Below are 17,971 nucleotides of genomic sequence, written 5' to 3'. Positions count from 1 at the left end.
ATGCCCGTAAGAAAATATTTTTGTTTTAACATTCCGGTTTATAGAAACATGGCAGAAGAGCCTTCTTGTCGCAGTCCTTACCATGAAGAATACATTCAAACAAGTGTTTCAGGTAATTCTGAGGGTCTATGCCGTTCAACTTACAGCTTTCTATCAGAGAGAAGGTGAATGCAGAGTTTTCTGCCGCATCCTCACTGCCAACGTTCATACAGTTCTTGAGCAGCAGCTTTACAGGTTTCATCCTTTGCTCACAGAGGTTGTTCGAGATTTCTGCTGAACCGTCCTTGAGGATATTTCTCAAGGATTTCCACTGGTTTATCGTATAGTTCACGGCCTTTCTCATCAGTTCGTTAGCCATAATCTTCGCATCCTGCATCATAATGACCACCTTATGATGGATACGTTCAAGAATCGGTCCTGTTAGCTTAAGCCTTCTTTCCTTAATCTGCTCACCGCTGAGTTTCATCATACGGAACAGGTCTTCATTTCTGAACATCTCACCGATAGGATCTATTATGTCCATCGCTGTTCTGTCTGAAGGCAGGGCATCAACCCACAACCTTCTACAATGCGTCCAGCATCCTATATGAAGCACCTTTGAGTCGTCTCCGTCAAACATCCTGTAAACCGTATATCCGTCAGTGGATATGGTTCCCATAAAATATTCCAGGAATGATTTTGCCGCATCGGACGACCTGCTGCCGTTATTATAGTGATAATAGACCATCTTAATATGCTTGGCAAAGAAAGCCCATAAGTACTTTCTCCTGTAAGCCTTACCTTCCTTTGTTTCCACTCCAACAAGCTCAGTAGTCTCATCAACCATAAGGTAATTAGCTCTCTGTACAAACTCCTTGAAGACATCTTCCATGAACTCCCTTAGTTTGGCGATTCCGTTATGGATATAGCTGTTCAGCGTGGTATTGCTTATGTGGATACCCTCTCTTGCAAGCAGTCTTATCTGTCTGTTCTCAGGCATGCTGAAGTCATATTTCAGACAAAGCAGACGGGCAAGCAGTTCAGGAGAGAAGATACCTCCAAGGTTTTTCAGCGGATGTTCCATGGTGCTTGTGAAAGTGCCGTCCGCAAGCTTTACCCTTGCCACCTTGTAAACATGCTCCACGTTATAAGCCCTTACATGTTCTATGACCCTGTATTCCCACACATCAGGCATACCGTTGCGGTTCATAAACCGTCCCCCTTCTGGAAGCGTGTAATACTCGTCCACTTCATGTACTACCACCTTGTCAACTTTCAATTTTGTTTTCCCGGCACGTGGTGCGGTTTCCTTTCTCCTTGAAGGTTTGCTGTTCTGGGCAGGTATGTTGCCGGAAGAGGTATTGCTGCCGGTTTCGTTATCATCGGTCTTATTATTATCATCCTTCCTGTCAGAACCGTCATACTCGGATTGTTCCAGAGCGGACTTGTCGAGATTACGGTTGTTCAACAGCCTTCTTTGCTCGGAAGTACGGCCGAAACGGTGTTTCCTGCTGTCCTCAAGCTGAAGTCTGAGATTGGAGATCTCGTTTGCCAGCATCCTGTTCACCTCATCCTTTGCTTCAAGCTGCTTTCTCATAAGTTCCATTTCTTTCCTGTAATGTTCAACCGTGGTTGACTGCTTTTCGATGGTATCTTTGAGATCATTGATGGTATCTATCAGATTTTTAGAGTTCTCCCTGTTGGATTCTTCAATAGACTCAAGCCTCGCAATCAATTCTTTATTCTGTTTGCGAAGACCTGCCTTTTCCTCATTCGCCAGACCCAGCTGGCAGCAAAGTAACTCGTATGCTCTTTCATCAATCATGATATAAAGGTACGAAAAATCAGGCACTTACGCAAACTTTTTACCGTTTATTTTTTATACTATCCTGTTGATAATCAGTATGTTAATATTAGCCTTTCGGACTAACGTACATCTTGTCAACTACAATGCTTTCCGTAAGATAAGCCATGTCCGACCACTGTATCCGGTAGCACCTGGAGACTTCATCAAATACAGGTTTCTTGAATTTGCCCATAACAGGACGTTTTTCGTAAAGCACATAAAAACCGCGTTCGTAATGAAGTATCTTCACAACCTTTCGGTTCCGGGACATGAACATATATACATTGGACGCATCGCTCGGGTCAAGGGACATTTCTTCCCTTATACTCTCACACAGACGGAAAATGCCTTTCCGCAAATCAACATTACCGTTAAACAGGTAATAGTTAAGGTTAGCACTCAGTCCAAGCATATCATCCTATCATTTTATTAAGCAACAGGCTCAAATCAAGAACGGTGGTGTTTCTCAGGAACAGTGTTGCGCCAGACGCCAGCTGTAACTTGATCCATTTTATTGGTGGTTCACCTTCAGGATGTTTCACGTCCAACTTCACAGTTGGACTATTGCATGGTTTCCCGGTTATCTGGACTTTGGCAACCTTGGGCTGCTCAACCTGGACTGTCTTGCCTAACTTCTCACTCCACAACTGGTGACGCTGCCAGTTCATGAACTTGTCGTAATTTACACCATAATCAGCACAGAACTCTCGAAGATCTTTGGTCTCGCTGCATAACTGGTAGAGGTCATATACCTCCTGATAGTTTACTTTTTCTTTTGCCATAATCATTCTTGTTAAAGGTTACGGCGCAAAGATATGGCGGCTAACAACTTATGTCAAGGCGGAAAATAGAATGGTTACCTAAAGAATATTCATTTCAATTTTGTGTTCGACCAAAAGAGCCAATACACGTGGTTTGATGAAGTACAACTACAAAAGGTTTTCAATAACATTCTATCGAATGCTTTCAAATTCACTCCGGAAAATGGAACAGTCGAGATTAAAATAACGACTTCTGCGTCTTCCGTAATTATAACATTCAATGATTCCGGCATTGGGATACCCAAAGACATGACAGAACGAATCTTTGAACGTTTCTTTCAGGTAAACAACTCTGTAAACAGAGAACTATCCAACACCGGAACAGGGATAGGCTTATCACTGTCACTCAATATTGTAAAGGCACATCATGGACAAATAACGGTTGAAAGTGAAGTAGGAAAAGGTAGTTCATTCATTGTCGAATTACCAATCGGTAATGAGTACTTTAAAGAAGATAAAAACATCACCATCATAGAGAATCAAAGGAACACAGGGATAATCAATAGCCCGATTAGTATAGAGAATGAAGAAGAGAGCTTGGAAAACCTGGAAGATTTCATCATACAGCAGAAAAAGGATTTCGATCATTCATCGACTTTACTTATCGTTGAGGATGACGATGAATTGAGGAAATTACTCATAGAGATATTTGAACCCATCTTTGAAATCTATGAAGCAAAGAATGGCGAAGATGCATTCAAAATCGCACAGCTCAATTCACCGGATCTTATTTTATCAGATGTGATGATGCCCGGCATCTCCGGTATAAATCTATGTGCGAGGATAAAGTCTCATTTTGACACCAGCCATATTCCGGTCATTCTGCTCACTGCACTTAGTAGTGTGGAACATAATATTAAAGGACTCAATTGTGGAGCCGATGATTATATCACCAAACCATTTAATATCAGAATTCTAATCGCTAAATGCATTAACCTACTAAATAACAGACGAAAATTACAGGAACGATACAAAACTTTAGAAAACAATAGTGCAGAGCAACTGACCAACAATAAGCTCGACCAAGATTTCATCGATCATATAATAAGAATTGTACAAACCAAGTTGGAAAAAGGAAACGGAGATATTAACGTCACCCTGTTATGTTCAGAATTAGGACTAAGCCGGACAAAGCTATTCCTGAAAATGAAAAAGATAACAGGGGAATCTCCTCATTATTTTATTCAAAATATAAAACTGAAAACTGCTGCAAAAATGCTTCGGGAGAATGAAGAATACAACATTAGTGATATCAGTTTCCAACTGGGTTTCAGTTCATTAAACTATTTTGGAAAAAGCTTTAAAGAGTATTTCGGAATGTCTCCTACTGCTTATCGTAAGTTTCACCAGGAACAAAAAGATAATCACTCAATATAGTAATATGGATGCGTGCAAGATACTTTTGTCTTGCACGCTTCACCACTTATTTAAAAGTAATCATAATCTGCTCATCAATACCTTTATCAGGCATGCGCACACTACATATACCAGTTTCTTTATCCCAACTCCATAGTATAGATTCCGTGTCATTCTCTAAATCTTCTTCTAATCGTTCCGGTTTTACCTTCTTTATCTTCTTTCCTTTAGCAGTTACCTCTTTCGGAGCTTTCGCAGAATAAATACGGAATAATAGATTTCTCGGACCGGGAACAGTGTAGCCTTTTCCTTCACGGGCAGAGACGGTCAATTCATATCCATTTGCCAAAGTATTACAAACAATCGGCGTTTTGACAAATTCATCGCGCTGATATCCTAAGTTTTCTCCTTCATCTTCGTAGAGAGTAAAGGTAGCCTGTGCACCCTCTTGTGCAGGGAAAACTTCAAGAGTTAGTGGATATACCGGTTTCTCATGGGTGTAGTTCATCACCGGTATGGTGGGGATGATAGAACCTTGCTTCACAAACATAGGAACGGAGGACAAGGGAGCATCAACCGTAGTCCATTGCTCTCCGGTATAAACCGTCTTCTTGTTATTATAGTCAATCCATGTACCTTCGGGCAGATAGACATTTTTGGTACGAGCGCCTTTCTTCACCACAGGAGCTACCAGCAATTCACGACCGAACATAAATTGGGCATCCGTAGAAAATGTTTCCATATCCATTGGATATTCGAGAAACAGAGGGCGCATGATAGGCAATCCTGTATCATAAGCTTCGCGGGCATAGGTATAGATATAGGGCAATAAACGATATTTCAACTCGATAGCCGCCTTTGCGTTCTTTTCTGCTTCGGGACCGAAAAGCCACGGTTCCACCGGATTGTCTCCCTCGTGGTGAATACGGCTCAAAGGATTAAATGCCCCGAACTGTATCCAACGGGTATAGAGTTCGGCCATAGCCGGATAATCTTCAATATCTCCACAGTAACCAGTAATGTCACAGGAAGAAAACGGTATCAGTCCTAAACCGGCGGAAAGCATTACGGGAATCTGATTGGCTAACTGTCCCCAGCCTTGCAACACATCATCTCCGTTCCCGCTATCACCTGTCCAACCAAACGTATAACGTTGCAATCCGGCATAAGCAGCACGGGTCATTTGGAACACACGACGGTCCGGATTCCTCTTTTCAAATTGTTCTTTCACCACTTTATCCCAAGTCAATCCATAGACATTATGGATTTCATCGTGCATACCCAGATAGTGTTTCATGACGAGACGTTCCGTCTGCTCTTCGTTACTCCAGGCAGGTTCGCCCATGTCCGTCCAGAAGCCGGAGATACCGTCGTCAATTGGTTTCTGCTGATAAGTTCCCCACCAGTCGGCTACGGCAGGCAAGGTGAAATCCACCACTCCACAGTTGCCACCCCAAGGCCAGGGCATATCGTAGCTTTTACCGTTCGTACTGTCCTTTACAAAATAACCCAAACGATCCGCTTCTTCCCATTGCTTTTTGTTGGCTTGTGCAATTACCGGATCTTGAGATACGACTACCTTAAAACCCATCCCTTTCAAATCCGAAAGCATCTTCTTTGGATTCTCATAGTTTCCTTTGCGCCATTCGAAATCCTGCAAGTATTCCGTCCAGCCGATGTCCTGATAGATAATATCACAAGGGATTCCACGTTTCCGGTAACCCTCGGCTATTTCGCGACTTAGCTTTTCGCTTGTCAGCAGACCACGGCATTGAGCAAAACCCAGCGCCCATTTCGGCGGCATGATAGGTTTGCCCGTCAGTCCGACGTATTGGCCGATAATTTCCTTATAGTCCTTGCCGAAGATAAAATAGTAGATCATTTCACCGTTCGGAGCTTCAAAGCTGTAATAGCCGCGACTTTCCGTACCGAACTTGAATTCCGTTTTGTACGTATTATCAAGAAAAATACCATACCGATAACTGCTCATAAAGAAAGGAATACTCTTGTAGAGCGGATCTTCCACTATACTGTAACAGGGTTTGTCACTATTCCACATTTTATAAGATTCGCCACGACGGTCCATCTTTCCTGTCTTTTCTCCCAGTCCGAAAAAATGCTCGTCACGACGGAGCACTTTATATTCCGTCTTCTTTGTTCCTTCACTCACATGCCCCTTGTCGGCATAATCACTAAACAGGAGTTTCTGATACTTATCAAATATCTGAAGACTCAACGGAGATTTATTTACCCGAATACGCAATTTCGGAGTAAAGATCTCATAACAGGCTGCCTGTTCGTCCACATGGACGGTTCCTACATCTTCCAACTCTTCATTAATCACTGCAAAAGAGGCATTCTTCCGTTGCAGCTGTCCATCGGGCGAAAACCAAACTTTGACTACCGAAGGGCTACAAAGCTGTAACTGCAACGCAGCACTGTCCGTCAGGTGAAAAGTCACCTGACGTCCTTGTTGTGTAAAAGAAGTGCATGTATATATCGCATTTTCCGCCCATACCCATGTTGGAAACATCAGACACAATACCCACACCCATAACCTATATCTAATCTTCATACCTATCATTTTAGTTATTCTGCCACAGCCGATTTATTCAGCTAAGCATGCGCAATTAGTTTTATTCAGCCACAATCATTGTCCAGTATTTCAGGGACGGCAATGTGAAAGAAACAACTCCGTTCTCCTGCGTAAAAGCCAGTTCCTGCAAAGCGCCTCCATGTACATCCGGTGAAGCTACCCATAACTTGTTCACTTTGGCCGGCAGATTCATTTGTAAAGCAGCTTTCGTAATCAAGGTCGGTTCCGGCATCGTGCCGTCCACATCTCTCCAGCTAAGGCTGTTTGCTTGCGAGAAGTTAAGAAGATGTATCACCTGTTTGCTGCCCACCTGCTTGGCATAAGTAGTGACCGAACCTTGTTGGGGAGGCCATACATTCAACCTCATTTCCCCGTTGGTACAATTCATGGTGATACTATTTTCCGTACCTCCGTCACGAAGCAGATTCTGATAAGAAGTCAAGAAGTCATAATAATGAACCATCGCTGTTTTCAGTTCTTCGCTCATTGTCAGATTCTCATTCGGGAAGTACTCTTTGCACAACATGTGATCGCCTCCCAGTTCCAAATGCGAACCGCCCAAAGCAAACATGACAGCATCTGTCAGCAGAATACCCGGTGTATTAAATTCCCCCCGGTTATCCGCCTTGTTATAATTCATATAAGCTGCAAAAACCGTATTCAACTGATAATCGCCATATACTCCATTTTCATAAAGAATAGCTTTCAGATTGGTAAAATCAGCCTCATCCGCCCATACTTCATTATAGAAGAAATCCACTTTATCCGTCTCCCCTATCTGACGGGCACCGTAACGGCTCACCGCATTCATCACCAAACTCTTGTCCGGATGCACCTGCTTCATTGCCTCTATAAAAGAGGCATATCCCTCACGCAAGTTAACAGGAATACCACTATAATTATAAAGCGTGCTACGTCGTCCCAACTGGTCTATCTGATAACCGTCGAAAGCGAAGTTTGCATATACATCGTCATTCCTTTCGCCCAGATATTTCTGCCATTCCTTGTTAGAAGGGTCTACCAGATAGATATTACTTTTCCATCCGCCCGGCAGGTCATGGCTGTCCTTAGTAGTGTGAGAAGCATCCTTAAACAGATACCATTCCTCCTTCACTCCATCCGTAGCAGCATCTTTCAACGCTCCGAAACAAAGATTATAAAACATAGACTTCATACCGAAACGATGCTGCGCTTCAATGTAATTTTTCACCGAACTTGTATAAACTTCCCGGTTAGCGATATCCATATATACCTCATCCAACTGTGTACGTGTACCTCCCAACGGCCAATGATGTTTATTATGCCAATCCTGGAACTGCACCCAGTTAATATGATGACGGTTCAGATACTCCATCTCTTCCTGTGTCTTTTCGGCTGTCTTCTCCTGACTGAAATCAGCGACAAAACCATAACGCGGGAAACGTGCCGGATCACTGGATACATCTACCGCAATCGTACCGACTATTACATCCGTTCCGTTCTCCTGACGGTAAAGCTCTGCCATGTACCCTTTAAAATCAGTGGTAGGCGGTTGCCATGTCCAGCTCGTACCATTTACCGATTCTTCTCCCACCGTTTCACCCGAAAGGCGATAACGTACTTTAGTTCCGGCAGGCAGAGCGTCATCCGCTGTAAACACCACTTTCTCTCCCGGTTTGTAGAAAGCCTTGTCTGTCGACAGGTCTACACTCAAATCCGATGTTACCGGAGTCACTTCGGTGACACCGCCCGAAGCTCCTCCATTCTGTTGGTTCGACTCATTATCATCACTGCAAGCCATACACAGGAAAGCAGCTACCAGATATATTATTTTTTTCATCTTGAATTCTTGTTTTATTGTTTCACAATCGAGATCGTCTCTTTCAACTGGTCAACCGTAATCTGATAAGAACCGGCCTCCTGAATATTCCACTTATAGTCCAGACCACCCAAATCTGCATCCGGATACATACTGCTCAACTCTGCATCCGATTTAGTGACGAATAATGCTGTTTCCACTTCACCTGTAGGAGTTTTACCGTTCTTATCCGCCATAAACCAATCTCCGTTCCAGTCAGACTGCTTGTCGCAGGAAATCTTCATCTCACCGGCTTTCAGCGTGCCGCTCCAGGTAAAGATATAAGGACTGTCAGCACTCTTAGTCATCGGTGTAGCATTGTCCAGACTCCATCCGTTCGGAGTCGCCTCACCCACCAGATACAATCCTGCGTAAGGAGTAAACGGACGCATCAGCATCTTTTCTTTTCCTTTGCCTGTATAGAACCATACTTTATAAGGCTTGTCACATTCAGCCTCTTTCATTTGCCATTTATTATCTTCGCCTCCAAGCACTACTGACGTCGAAGTGTACGAAGCATTTGCTACGGCAGGATGGAAGAAAGCATCCGACTGGCCGAAGTCCGTCACAGAGCTAAACTTAAATTCTCCGTCTGCCTTCCAAGGAATCACAGCTCCATAATGGAATAAATCCATCTGAACAGCATCTTTAGACAGTGCCTCAAATCCCCATCCACCATTTCCGGTAAACGAACCGACAATGAAGAACTCTTCAAATCTCCAGCCAATGTCCTCCGTTTCGGTAAGTGTCAGCGTCAGATTGAGCAAGTCTACTTTGACGATATAAGTTGCTTCTTTATCAATTGTAAACTGGTCGTCCGGTTGGTCACCCGATGTACGGTAAGTCAGTTTGAGTGCTTCCCCGGCAGTGACGTTACGGTTGTACGACGGCAAGAATTGTCCCAATGTCGTTATAAATTTCAATGATCCTGCGTTCAGTTTTCCTGTCCATGTAAACTGTCCGTTATCCGTACGCTCCATCGCCGTCGCATTGTCGGCAGCCCATCCATTTGGAGCAGCATCACCAATCAGGTAAAGCGTAGTAGTAACCGGCTGATACGTAGTCACTGTAAAAGCAGTCGTCGCACTTTGTTTCTGCTCTTCCATTCCGGCAACAACCGCTGTGATACGTGCCTCCAACTCCGCTTTCACAGCATAACCGATACCGAACTGCGCATTCAGGAATTGGTTAAGTTCTTCCACTTTCTTAGTCCATTGATACGTTCCCGTACCTAAATCCACCGAATAAGCATTTGCAAAGTCCGTTCCAGCTTTCGCCAGCTCCAGCGTATAAGAGATACGGTTACCGCTTCCATAATTCGTTCCGGTAGTCCATGAGAGAGCGAGCGCTTCCTGGCTATGGTTCTTTTCGTTCAACACCAAGTCCTGCTGATTCACCGAAAGAGTGAGGGTATCATGTCCTTTATCTGTCTCCATATAATCTTCGGCACAGGCAACCATCGTTCCGCCGATGAAAAGAGAGCATAACAACTGATATATATATTTCTTCATGATATTATTTATCTAAATGAATGATTATAAAACGGATTAATAACCGGGATTTTGAGTCATCAGATGATTAGAGTCCATCTCTGTCTGCGGAATAGGCAACAGGAGACGTTCCTTGGTCACATTATTCTTACCGATGGATTTCAAGAATGTCAATGCATAATTTCCATTATCCACACGGATCATATCAAACCAGCGGTGTCCTTCAAAGGCAAGCTCCATCCGGCGTTCGTGAATAATCTTCTCCCTCATTTCAGTCTGCGTCAGAGTAGTCGGCACATCTGCCAGTCCGGCACGTTTGCGGACGATATTCAATGGTTCGGCAGCCTGGTCGGGATGTCCCTGCTCGTTCAATGCTTCCGCTTTCTTCAATAGAACATCTGCATAGCGATACACTACGAAGTTGTTGGGATTGGTATTATACTCCGGAGAAATAGTTTTCGACACAAGGAACTTGCGTACATTATAACCTGTATTCGACCAGGAACGTCTGTATTCCATGCCGTCAAAAGCGGGACAACCTTGATATAAGACAGTGACGTCTTTCCGCAAATCACCGTCTTCGTATTGCTTGACAAACTCTTCCGTAGGCAGGTTCCATCCATAAGCACCGGCCACCAGACTTGAGTTACGAGGTCCCATGAAAGTCGACAGCCAGGATGATTGGTTATCACCGCCCCAGAAATCATATTCCGTACTACCGGAATATTGTACTTCGAAAAGAGATTCCCTACCATTATTAATTGTTGCGTCAAAGTTATCGGCATAATTGCATTGAGTCAGATCATATCCCATTGCAGCAATGTTATTGCACAAAGTCACTACTTCATTATAATAGTCGCGATGATTGGGAGCCAATGTCAGGTAAATATCCGCCAGCATCGCCATTGCAGCTTCTTTGCAGGCACGTCCTCTATCACTGTCTCCATAACTGCTTTTCGGAGGAAGCATATTTACTGCATTCTTGCAGTCAGAAAAAATCTGGGCATATACCTCATCTACCGTATTACGGGCAATATCCGTAGATTCTCCCGGTTCAAACGGCGTTAAGCGCAAAGGCACACCTCCATACAGACGAACCAGAATATAGTAGTAATGTGCACGCAGGAAATAAGCCTCACCCATGCAACGGGTCTTTACCTCATCGGAGATAGCTGCCGAAGGCAGATTGGAAAGCACAATGTTACAACGTCCGATACCTACCCACGGAGAACGCCATACATACAAAGCAAAGCCATTATCACTCTGGGCTATGAAATTGGAAGCCTGCACAGTTTCCAGTCCGTCGGTTCCCCCTCCGGCGCCTACCTCACTGTTACCTGCGATAATATCGAGGCTCCAGATACGCTGGTTATACATATTAGATGACTGAAGAGTCTTGTAGCAGGCAGTAGTCAGTGCCACGGCAATCTCGTTCGTTACTTCCGATTCGGGATCGACGCCATATTTAGGATATTTATCTAAGAAATCGTTGCATGAGGTCAATGCCAGTATGGCAAACATCATCACCAAAGTTGTTATCTTTTTCATATTCTTCCTCCTGATTTAAAAGTTAAAGTTCAAACCCATGCTGAACGTACGTGAGATAGGGTAGCGGCTGCTGTCGATACCATTAACGTCAACCTCCGGGTCAAAGCCGGAATATCCGGTGATAGTCGCCACATTCTCGCAAGAGAAAGAGATGCGGGCATTTTCCAGTTGAATCTTTTGCATCCACTTTTTAGGCAGTGTATACGAAAGCGTAATGTTTTTCAGACGGAGGTAGGAACCGTTTTCCACAAATCGGTCGGATACGCGGCAGTTCTGATTCGGGTCTCCCCAGATAGCACGCGGCATGGAGTTACTTGTTCCTTCTCCCGTCCAGCGGTTCAGTACGGCCGTGGTCTGGTTGTAAGCGGCTGCCATTCCTTCGTTGTCTACATTGTTGGCATTATAAATCTTGTTTCCCGATACGCCTTGCAGGAAAACAGAGAGTTCCCATCCCTTATAAGAGAAATTATTGCTTAGAGAGAAGAACCAGTTCGGATTCGGGTTGCCGATAACGGTACGGTCTTCATCGTTGATAACTCCATCATTATTCAAGTCCCGGAAACGGATATCGCCCGGAGCAGCGCCCGGTTGGGTAGCATGGCGGTTCACTTCATCCCAGTTCTGGAAAAGTCCGTCGGTTACGTATCCGTAGAATACATTAATCGGATAACCGGCTCTAAGCATAGTCACGTATGAGTTACCCATCTGGTTGATGAACATCGGAGTTTCGCTGTTCAAGTCCTGAATTTCGTTCTTGTTATAAGTGGCTGTTAAGGCAGACTCCCAAGAGAAAAGCCCTTTCAGGTTGATAGTACGCAAGGTCATTTCCACCCCTTTATTGCGCATCTTGCCAGCATTGGTGAAAGTTTCGGTAGTATCTTCAAAACCGGAAGTGATAGGAATGGAAGCCTTCACCAACATATCTGCTGTCTTCTTGATATAAGCGTCCAGCGAAAGGTTGACACGTGAATTGAACAGGCTCATGTCTACACCAAAGTTGGTCTGGCGCACTTCTTCCCAATGAATATTCGGATTGGAGAGAGTAGTAGATACCAGAGCGGTGGAGTTGTTGTTGCCGAAAGGATAGACTCCTGTGTTATAGGAAGCAACAAAGCCGTAGTTACCGATTTCCTGATTACCAGTCACACCGTATCCGATACGCAGTTTGAGGTCATTCACCGGAGAGTTGTCTTTCGGGAACCATTCTTCCTGCGAAATACGCCATGCCAGAGAAACGGAAGGGAATGTTCCCCAACGGTTGTTCTTACCAAAACGGGAAGAACCGTCACGACGCACAGTAGCTGTAAGCAGGTATTTATCTTCGTAAGAATAGTTGAGACGTGCCATCAGAGAGAGCAGTGCCCAGTCACTCTGGCTACCGCCAAGACTGTACATCTTCTCGCCGTTGTCCATTTCGTGGATATTATCAAACATGAAGATATTCTTTTGAGCATTCAGGTAATCATAGTTGTTCCACTGGGCGGAAGAACCTGCCATCACCCCTACCCGGTGTTTCTGCGCAAAAGTGTGGTCGAATACAAAATAATTATCCCACAAATAGGTAAATGATTTGTTATCGCTCTTATAGCGGGAAGATTCTTCTACCGGATTCGGTTTCCAGTTGTAAGCCGGAGTAAAGTTGTCGACAAACCAGAATTTGGCGTCATAACCGAATGTACTTTTCAACTTCAGCCATTTGGTAAAGGTGATCTCTCCGGTGATGTTTGCCAGGAAGTTATATCCTTTTGTTTCATTGGTCATCATGTGCAGCGTACCGATCGGGTTACGGATGCTTCCGTACCATTGCGCCTCCTGTCCGGGACCGCTCCAACTGCCGTCCTCATTCTTCACCGGTTGGGTGGGGAGTGCTTTCATTGCATCACCGATGCTATAAGTTCCTCCTTCTTTCACGTCCGTACTGAATGTCAGGTTGGTAGTGAATTTCAGCCATTTATTAACTTGGGCATCGCTATTTGCCTGAAAGTTGAAACGACGGTAATTAACGCTTTCCACAATACCGGACTGGTCAAGGAAACCACCGGATACATAGTAATGTGCTTTTTCCGTACCACCGGAGTAGCTAACCGAATAGCTTTGCTTCACTCCCGTGCGCAGCATTTCATCCAGCCAGTTCGTTCCTGTTCCCAATAAAGAAGGGTCTGCCCAATAAGGGTTTGTATTATCATCATTATTAGACAGCATATCATTGCTTAAAGCGGCATATTGCGCAGCATTCAGCATATCGGGCACTTTAGTGGCATTCTGAATCGCCCAGTTAGCGTTTACCGTCACCTTTCCGGCACCCTCGGCACCACGTTTGCTGGTAATCATCACCACACCGTTCGCACCACGCGAACCATAAATAGCTGTTGCCGAAGCATCTTTCAATACGTCCACCCGTTCTACATCGGCCATATTCAGAGCAGACAATCCCAAGTCGGTAGGTATTCCGTCAATGACAATCAGCGGGTTACTGTTATTGATTGTTCCCAAGCCACGAATTTTAATGGTGACATTATCACCCGGCTTACCGGCATCGATAATCTGCACGCCGGACACCTTTCCCTGCATTGCCTGACCGATATTGGCCACCGGAGAGTCTTTGATATCCTTCACTCCGACAGAAGATACAGCTCCGGTCAGATCACTCTTTTTCATCGTTCCGTAACCCACTACTACAACTTCGTCCAATACTTCCGTATCTTCCTGCAAGGTTACTTTCAAAGAGTTTTTCCCGTTCACCGGAACTGTCTGCATTTTATAGCCGACAAAAGAGATAGTCAGCGTGCTGTTAGTCGGAACGCTTAATGAGAAATTACCGTCTACATCGGTAATTGTACCGTTCGTTGTACCTTTTTCTACCACACTGGCACCGATCACCGGTTCGCCCGTGGCATCTACGACATGTCCTTTTATTGAAATCTGTTGTGCGAATGCACTAAGAGATAGGAACAAGCCCCACATTATTAGTAAGAGGCGGCGTTCAAAGCCTTTCGACTTCATACTCTGTTTCATGTACATTAATTTAAAGTTAATATTAGGGTTACTTTTGTTTTACTCTCTGTGTCATTGCTGAAATGACCGTGAAACAAAAGTATCTACATTTCATACTGCTTCTTAAAGCAGATAGCAAAAATATAGTGATTTATACAGTATCTCACAGTATAAACCACTAAATATAAGAACGTTACAAAATAGAAGTCAGACAAAAAAAGTAGTGGTTTTCTTATTCTTCCACCTTCCCTATTTGCATTACTTTAGCCTCAAATTCATCTCTTTCTCCCACAGCCTTGTTACGGACACGGGTCCGGTAATTATAAATGGTAGTGACGGAGTAACGAAGGAATTGCGCTATTTTAGTGCTGTCCGTAATTCCCAGGCGGATGAGAGCGAAGATACGAAGTTCGGTATTCAGCTGTTCTCCCGGTTTGGGTTGCATCGGTTCGGTAAGCAGGGCATTAAATTCCTCCACAAAACTGGGGAAGAGTTGCAGGAAAGTCACGTCGAAGTTCGCATAAAACTCTTTCAGTTCTTCATCAAGGAATTGGGAAGATTTAATAGCCTTATATAGTTCTTCCACCCTTCCGGCAGCAGCAATCTTATTCAAGGAACGGCGGTATAAATCCATCTTATCGAGATAAGTGGAACATTGGTCCATGTATCTCCCGATATATTCCTCCTTGATATAGTTGGCTTCCGAAAGCGTATGATTCATTTCTTTCAGTTGCGAATTGGAATCGTGAAGTTCTTCGTTCAGTTCTTGCAGGAGCGTATTGGTATCGACCACTTCGCGGCGCGCAGCAGCTACCTTTTTCATCTGTTTATAGACAAAGAAAATGGCAACCAGTAAGAAAACGGAAAGCAGACTAATACATATCAACGAAACTTTCATCTCCTGTTGCTGACGTTTGGTTTTTAATTGATAGGCCTGGTCGATGATAGGAAAGACCTGCGAGATTTCCAACGTACGAAGACGGGCATTGCAAAGAGTGGCATCCTCCAGGGAACATTTCAGATAGTTGTAGGCACGGTCGATGTCTCCTGCTTCATAAACAAGAGAAGCGAGTTTGCGCAACGATACATATTCTTTTACCGCTGATTTCAAATCGGCGATGGCCGAAAGAGCCAGGTAATGTTTTTGCCCCTGCTTATCTCCTTTCAACCGATAGCCTTCGGAAATGGTATAAGTAATCATTGCCTGTGCATGGTCATCCAAAGACGGTTTACTGTAATATTTCATCAGCATATCAATCGCTTCATCGTATCGGGCATGAACGATGTACTTATCTGCCATCACCAATGCATGTCCCAGAGAGTCGGAAGCATTGATCTGTAACAGGGAATCCCGGTACAAATCCGTCATCCGGTAATATTCTTTCTTGGCTTTCTCCGTAACGGCATAATCACCCATCAATCCATAAATAGTGCGATATAGATGATAATAATAGCCATATAGATAGTCGGGCAGTGTTTTCTTATCAATTTTCCCCAATAACTCGAGGGCTTCTTTGTACATTCCGGTAGTTCCCATCACTTCCGCCATATTCATGGCAGAATCATCCAAGTAGTCCAGTTTATTTAAACGATGTGCCAGTTCCTCTTTCCGTTGGGCATAGACAAAAGACGAATCCAGATTATAAGCCCGGTATTCATCGAAAAGACGTCCGCAAAAACCATATCGCTGCTCATCAGAAGCAGCCTCAACCAACAATTTCTTCAAGTCAGCAATTCGTGCCTCCTTTTCCGCTCCATAAGTCTGACGGTTTTTAATGATACCATCAATCTCACGAAGTAACGCATCGGTACTCTTATTATCTTTTGCATAAAGCAGACCAGAAAGGACGATTGTCACAAAAATCAGAATAACTTTTTTCATAGTGCCGTATGTATTATATCTGCAAAGATAAAAGTCTTTCAGAAACTTCCGGCTTTCAGGAGAAGATTATTGCAGGTAGAAAGAACAATCTTTATTAAAAAGAGGAGGTAAATCGGATTTATTATAAACATAATTATTATATTTGTAATAATTGTATTTATAATAATCAGTATGGCAATCGTTAATAACCCTTTTATCGTAGGCGGATACCTATCTCCCCATTACTTTTGTGACCGCGAAGTGGAAACAGAACAGTTGATACGTAACATAACAAATGGAAGAAATGTCGTTATCATTTCTGTGCGTCGCATGGGAAAGACAGGTCTGATTCGTCATTGCTTTTATCAAGATGAGATCAAAGAGCATTACTATACATTCTTCATTGATATTTATGCGACAGCCAGCCTTAGGGAATTTGTATTCGCCTTGGGAAAAGAGATTTTCGAGAAACTCAAACCCAAAGGAATGAAGTTCATCGAACGTTTCTTCTCCGTCATTTCCTCACTGCGCGCAGGTTTTAAGTTGGATTCTGTTACGGGAGAGCCCACCTTCGATATTGGATTAGGAGACATCCATACAGCAGAAACAACACTGGATGAAATCTTCGCTTATTTAGAACAGGCTGATAAATCTTGTATCGTAGCCATTGACGAATTTCAGCAAATAGGCAATTACACAGAGAAGAATGTAGAAGCCATATTGAGAACTAAAGTCCAGCATTGCCAAAATGCTCGTTTCATCTTTGCCGGAAGCCAGAAACACATTATGATGAATATGTTCAACAGCCCGGCCCGACCTTTTTATCAAAGTGTCAATATGATGCAACTAAAGAGCATTCCGCTTACGGCATACAGGGCATTTGTTGAAAGGCTTTTCCTTGAAAACAAGAAACGTATTGAAGAAGAACTGATAGACGAAGTATATAATTTCTTTGAAGGACATACCTGGTATGTACAACTCATGTTTAATGAATTATATATACTGACCGGAAAAGGGGAAGTGTGTGATCGTTCCCTCTAAAGTATTGCCTTGACCAATATCCTGCAGATGCAGGACTTCACATATCAGGAGATTTTCTCCCGCCTTCCGGAAAAACAGAAAGAGGTGCTGATTGCTATCGGAAAAGAACAAAAAGCAACCGGAGTCACTTCAGGAAAATTCATAAAAAAATACAAGCTAAGTACTCCGAGTTCCGTACAAGCTGCACTCAAGGGGTTACTGGAAAAGAATCTAGTCTCACAGGAACAAAATCACTATGAAATAGCTGATAAACTATTGGGAGCCTGGCTACAAAAGAATTATTAGGTTATAAATCCTAGAAATTAATAGTTAAGAATAAGGTTTCATTCCTATACGGTTTTCACCACAGAGGACACAGAGGTGAATCTTGTTCATGACTGCACGGTAATGAGCTTATTATTACTAATAAGTTTCTTAGTTACTTTTAAGCAATCGTTTACCTATTGATAGCTATTTCATTGCCTAACAAGTTTTCGTTTGACAGTTGTCAAACGTTCGTTCAACAACTGTCAAACGAAAACTTGTTAGGCAATTGAAAAAGTAATATAAACAAGAGAAAGAAATAAAAGTTGCATATTGACAAGTTATTGTCAGCGATAGTA

General features: G+C 43.5%; 10 protein-coding genes and 1 pseudogene. 2 read left to right on the top strand and 9 right to left on the bottom strand.

Annotated features, from left to right (window positions below; translation table 11 throughout):
* Positions 1-25: 25 nt before the first annotated feature.
* The 3 genes from tnpC to CJF29_RS00310 all read right to left on the bottom strand — a co-directional run bounded on the left by tnpC (position 26) and on the right by CJF29_RS00310 (position 2,607).
* Positions 26-1,804, bottom strand: coding sequence for an IS66 family transposase (tnpC, locus tag CJF29_RS00320; RefSeq protein WP_004300191.1), 1,779 nt, complete (start codon positions 1,802-1,804; stop codon positions 26-28).
* An 88-nt stretch (positions 1,805-1,892) separates the two neighbouring features.
* Entirely contained in the window at positions 1,893-2,237 is a 345-nt protein-coding gene (tnpB, locus tag CJF29_RS00315) for an IS66 family insertion sequence element accessory protein TnpB (RefSeq protein ID WP_004297053.1), read from the bottom strand.
* Between the two features lies 1 nt (position 2,238).
* On the bottom strand, positions 2,239-2,607 hold the full coding sequence (locus CJF29_RS00310; RefSeq protein WP_170834904.1) for a hypothetical protein: 369 nt from the start codon (positions 2,605-2,607) through the stop codon (positions 2,239-2,241).
* Between the two features lie 102 nt (positions 2,608-2,709).
* Here CJF29_RS00310 and CJF29_RS00305 point away from each other — a divergent pair, with 102 nt between their 5' ends.
* A complete protein-coding gene (locus tag CJF29_RS00305) occupies positions 2,710-4,023 on the top strand; it encodes an ATP-binding protein (protein WP_255299376.1) in 1,314 nt (437 codons plus the stop codon).
* Positions 4,024-4,069: 46 nt separating this feature from the next.
* On the opposite strand, the gene CJF29_RS00300 is transcribed toward CJF29_RS00305, so the two are convergent.
* The 6 genes from CJF29_RS00300 to CJF29_RS00275 form a co-directional block, all read right to left on the bottom strand.
* Complete coding sequence (locus CJF29_RS00300; protein WP_074556608.1) at positions 4,070-6,586, bottom strand: glycoside hydrolase family 31 protein; 2,517 nt, start codon at positions 6,584-6,586, stop codon at positions 4,070-4,072.
* A 52-nt stretch (positions 6,587-6,638) separates the two neighbouring features.
* The gene (locus tag CJF29_RS00295) at positions 6,639-8,417 is read right to left on the bottom strand and encodes a glycoside hydrolase family 66 protein (protein WP_074556609.1); all 1,779 of its coding nucleotides are present in this window, start codon (positions 8,415-8,417) and stop codon (positions 6,639-6,641) included.
* A gap of 14 nt (positions 8,418-8,431) precedes the next feature.
* On the bottom strand, positions 8,432-9,946 hold the full coding sequence (locus tag CJF29_RS00290; RefSeq protein WP_074556610.1) for a SusF/SusE family outer membrane protein: 1,515 nt from the start codon (positions 9,944-9,946) through the stop codon (positions 8,432-8,434).
* Positions 9,947-9,982: 36 nt separating this feature from the next.
* Entirely contained in the window at positions 9,983-11,446 is a 1,464-nt protein-coding gene (locus tag CJF29_RS00285) for a RagB/SusD family nutrient uptake outer membrane protein (RefSeq protein WP_371126684.1), read from the bottom strand.
* 42 nt (positions 11,447-11,488) lie between these two features.
* Positions 11,489-14,488, bottom strand: coding sequence for a SusC/RagA family TonB-linked outer membrane protein (locus CJF29_RS00280; RefSeq protein WP_074556652.1), 3,000 nt, complete (start codon positions 14,486-14,488; stop codon positions 11,489-11,491).
* A gap of 211 nt (positions 14,489-14,699) precedes the next feature.
* On the bottom strand, positions 14,700-16,349 hold the full coding sequence (locus CJF29_RS00275) for a DUF6377 domain-containing protein (protein WP_009001272.1): 1,650 nt from the start codon (positions 16,347-16,349) through the stop codon (positions 14,700-14,702).
* 171 nt (positions 16,350-16,520) lie between these two features.
* Here CJF29_RS00275 and CJF29_RS00270 point away from each other — a divergent pair.
* A pseudogene (locus CJF29_RS00270) lies at positions 16,521-17,654 on the top strand (AAA family ATPase).
* Positions 17,655-17,971 lie beyond the last annotated feature (317 nt).

It is taken from the genome of Bacteroides celer, from assembly GCF_002632415.2.
In the GTDB taxonomy this organism is placed as follows: Bacteria; Bacteroidota; Bacteroidia; order Bacteroidales; family Bacteroidaceae; genus Bacteroides.
The sequence above is the reverse complement of the archived record's forward strand: the minus strand, read 5'-3'. Positions and strand labels throughout refer to the sequence as shown.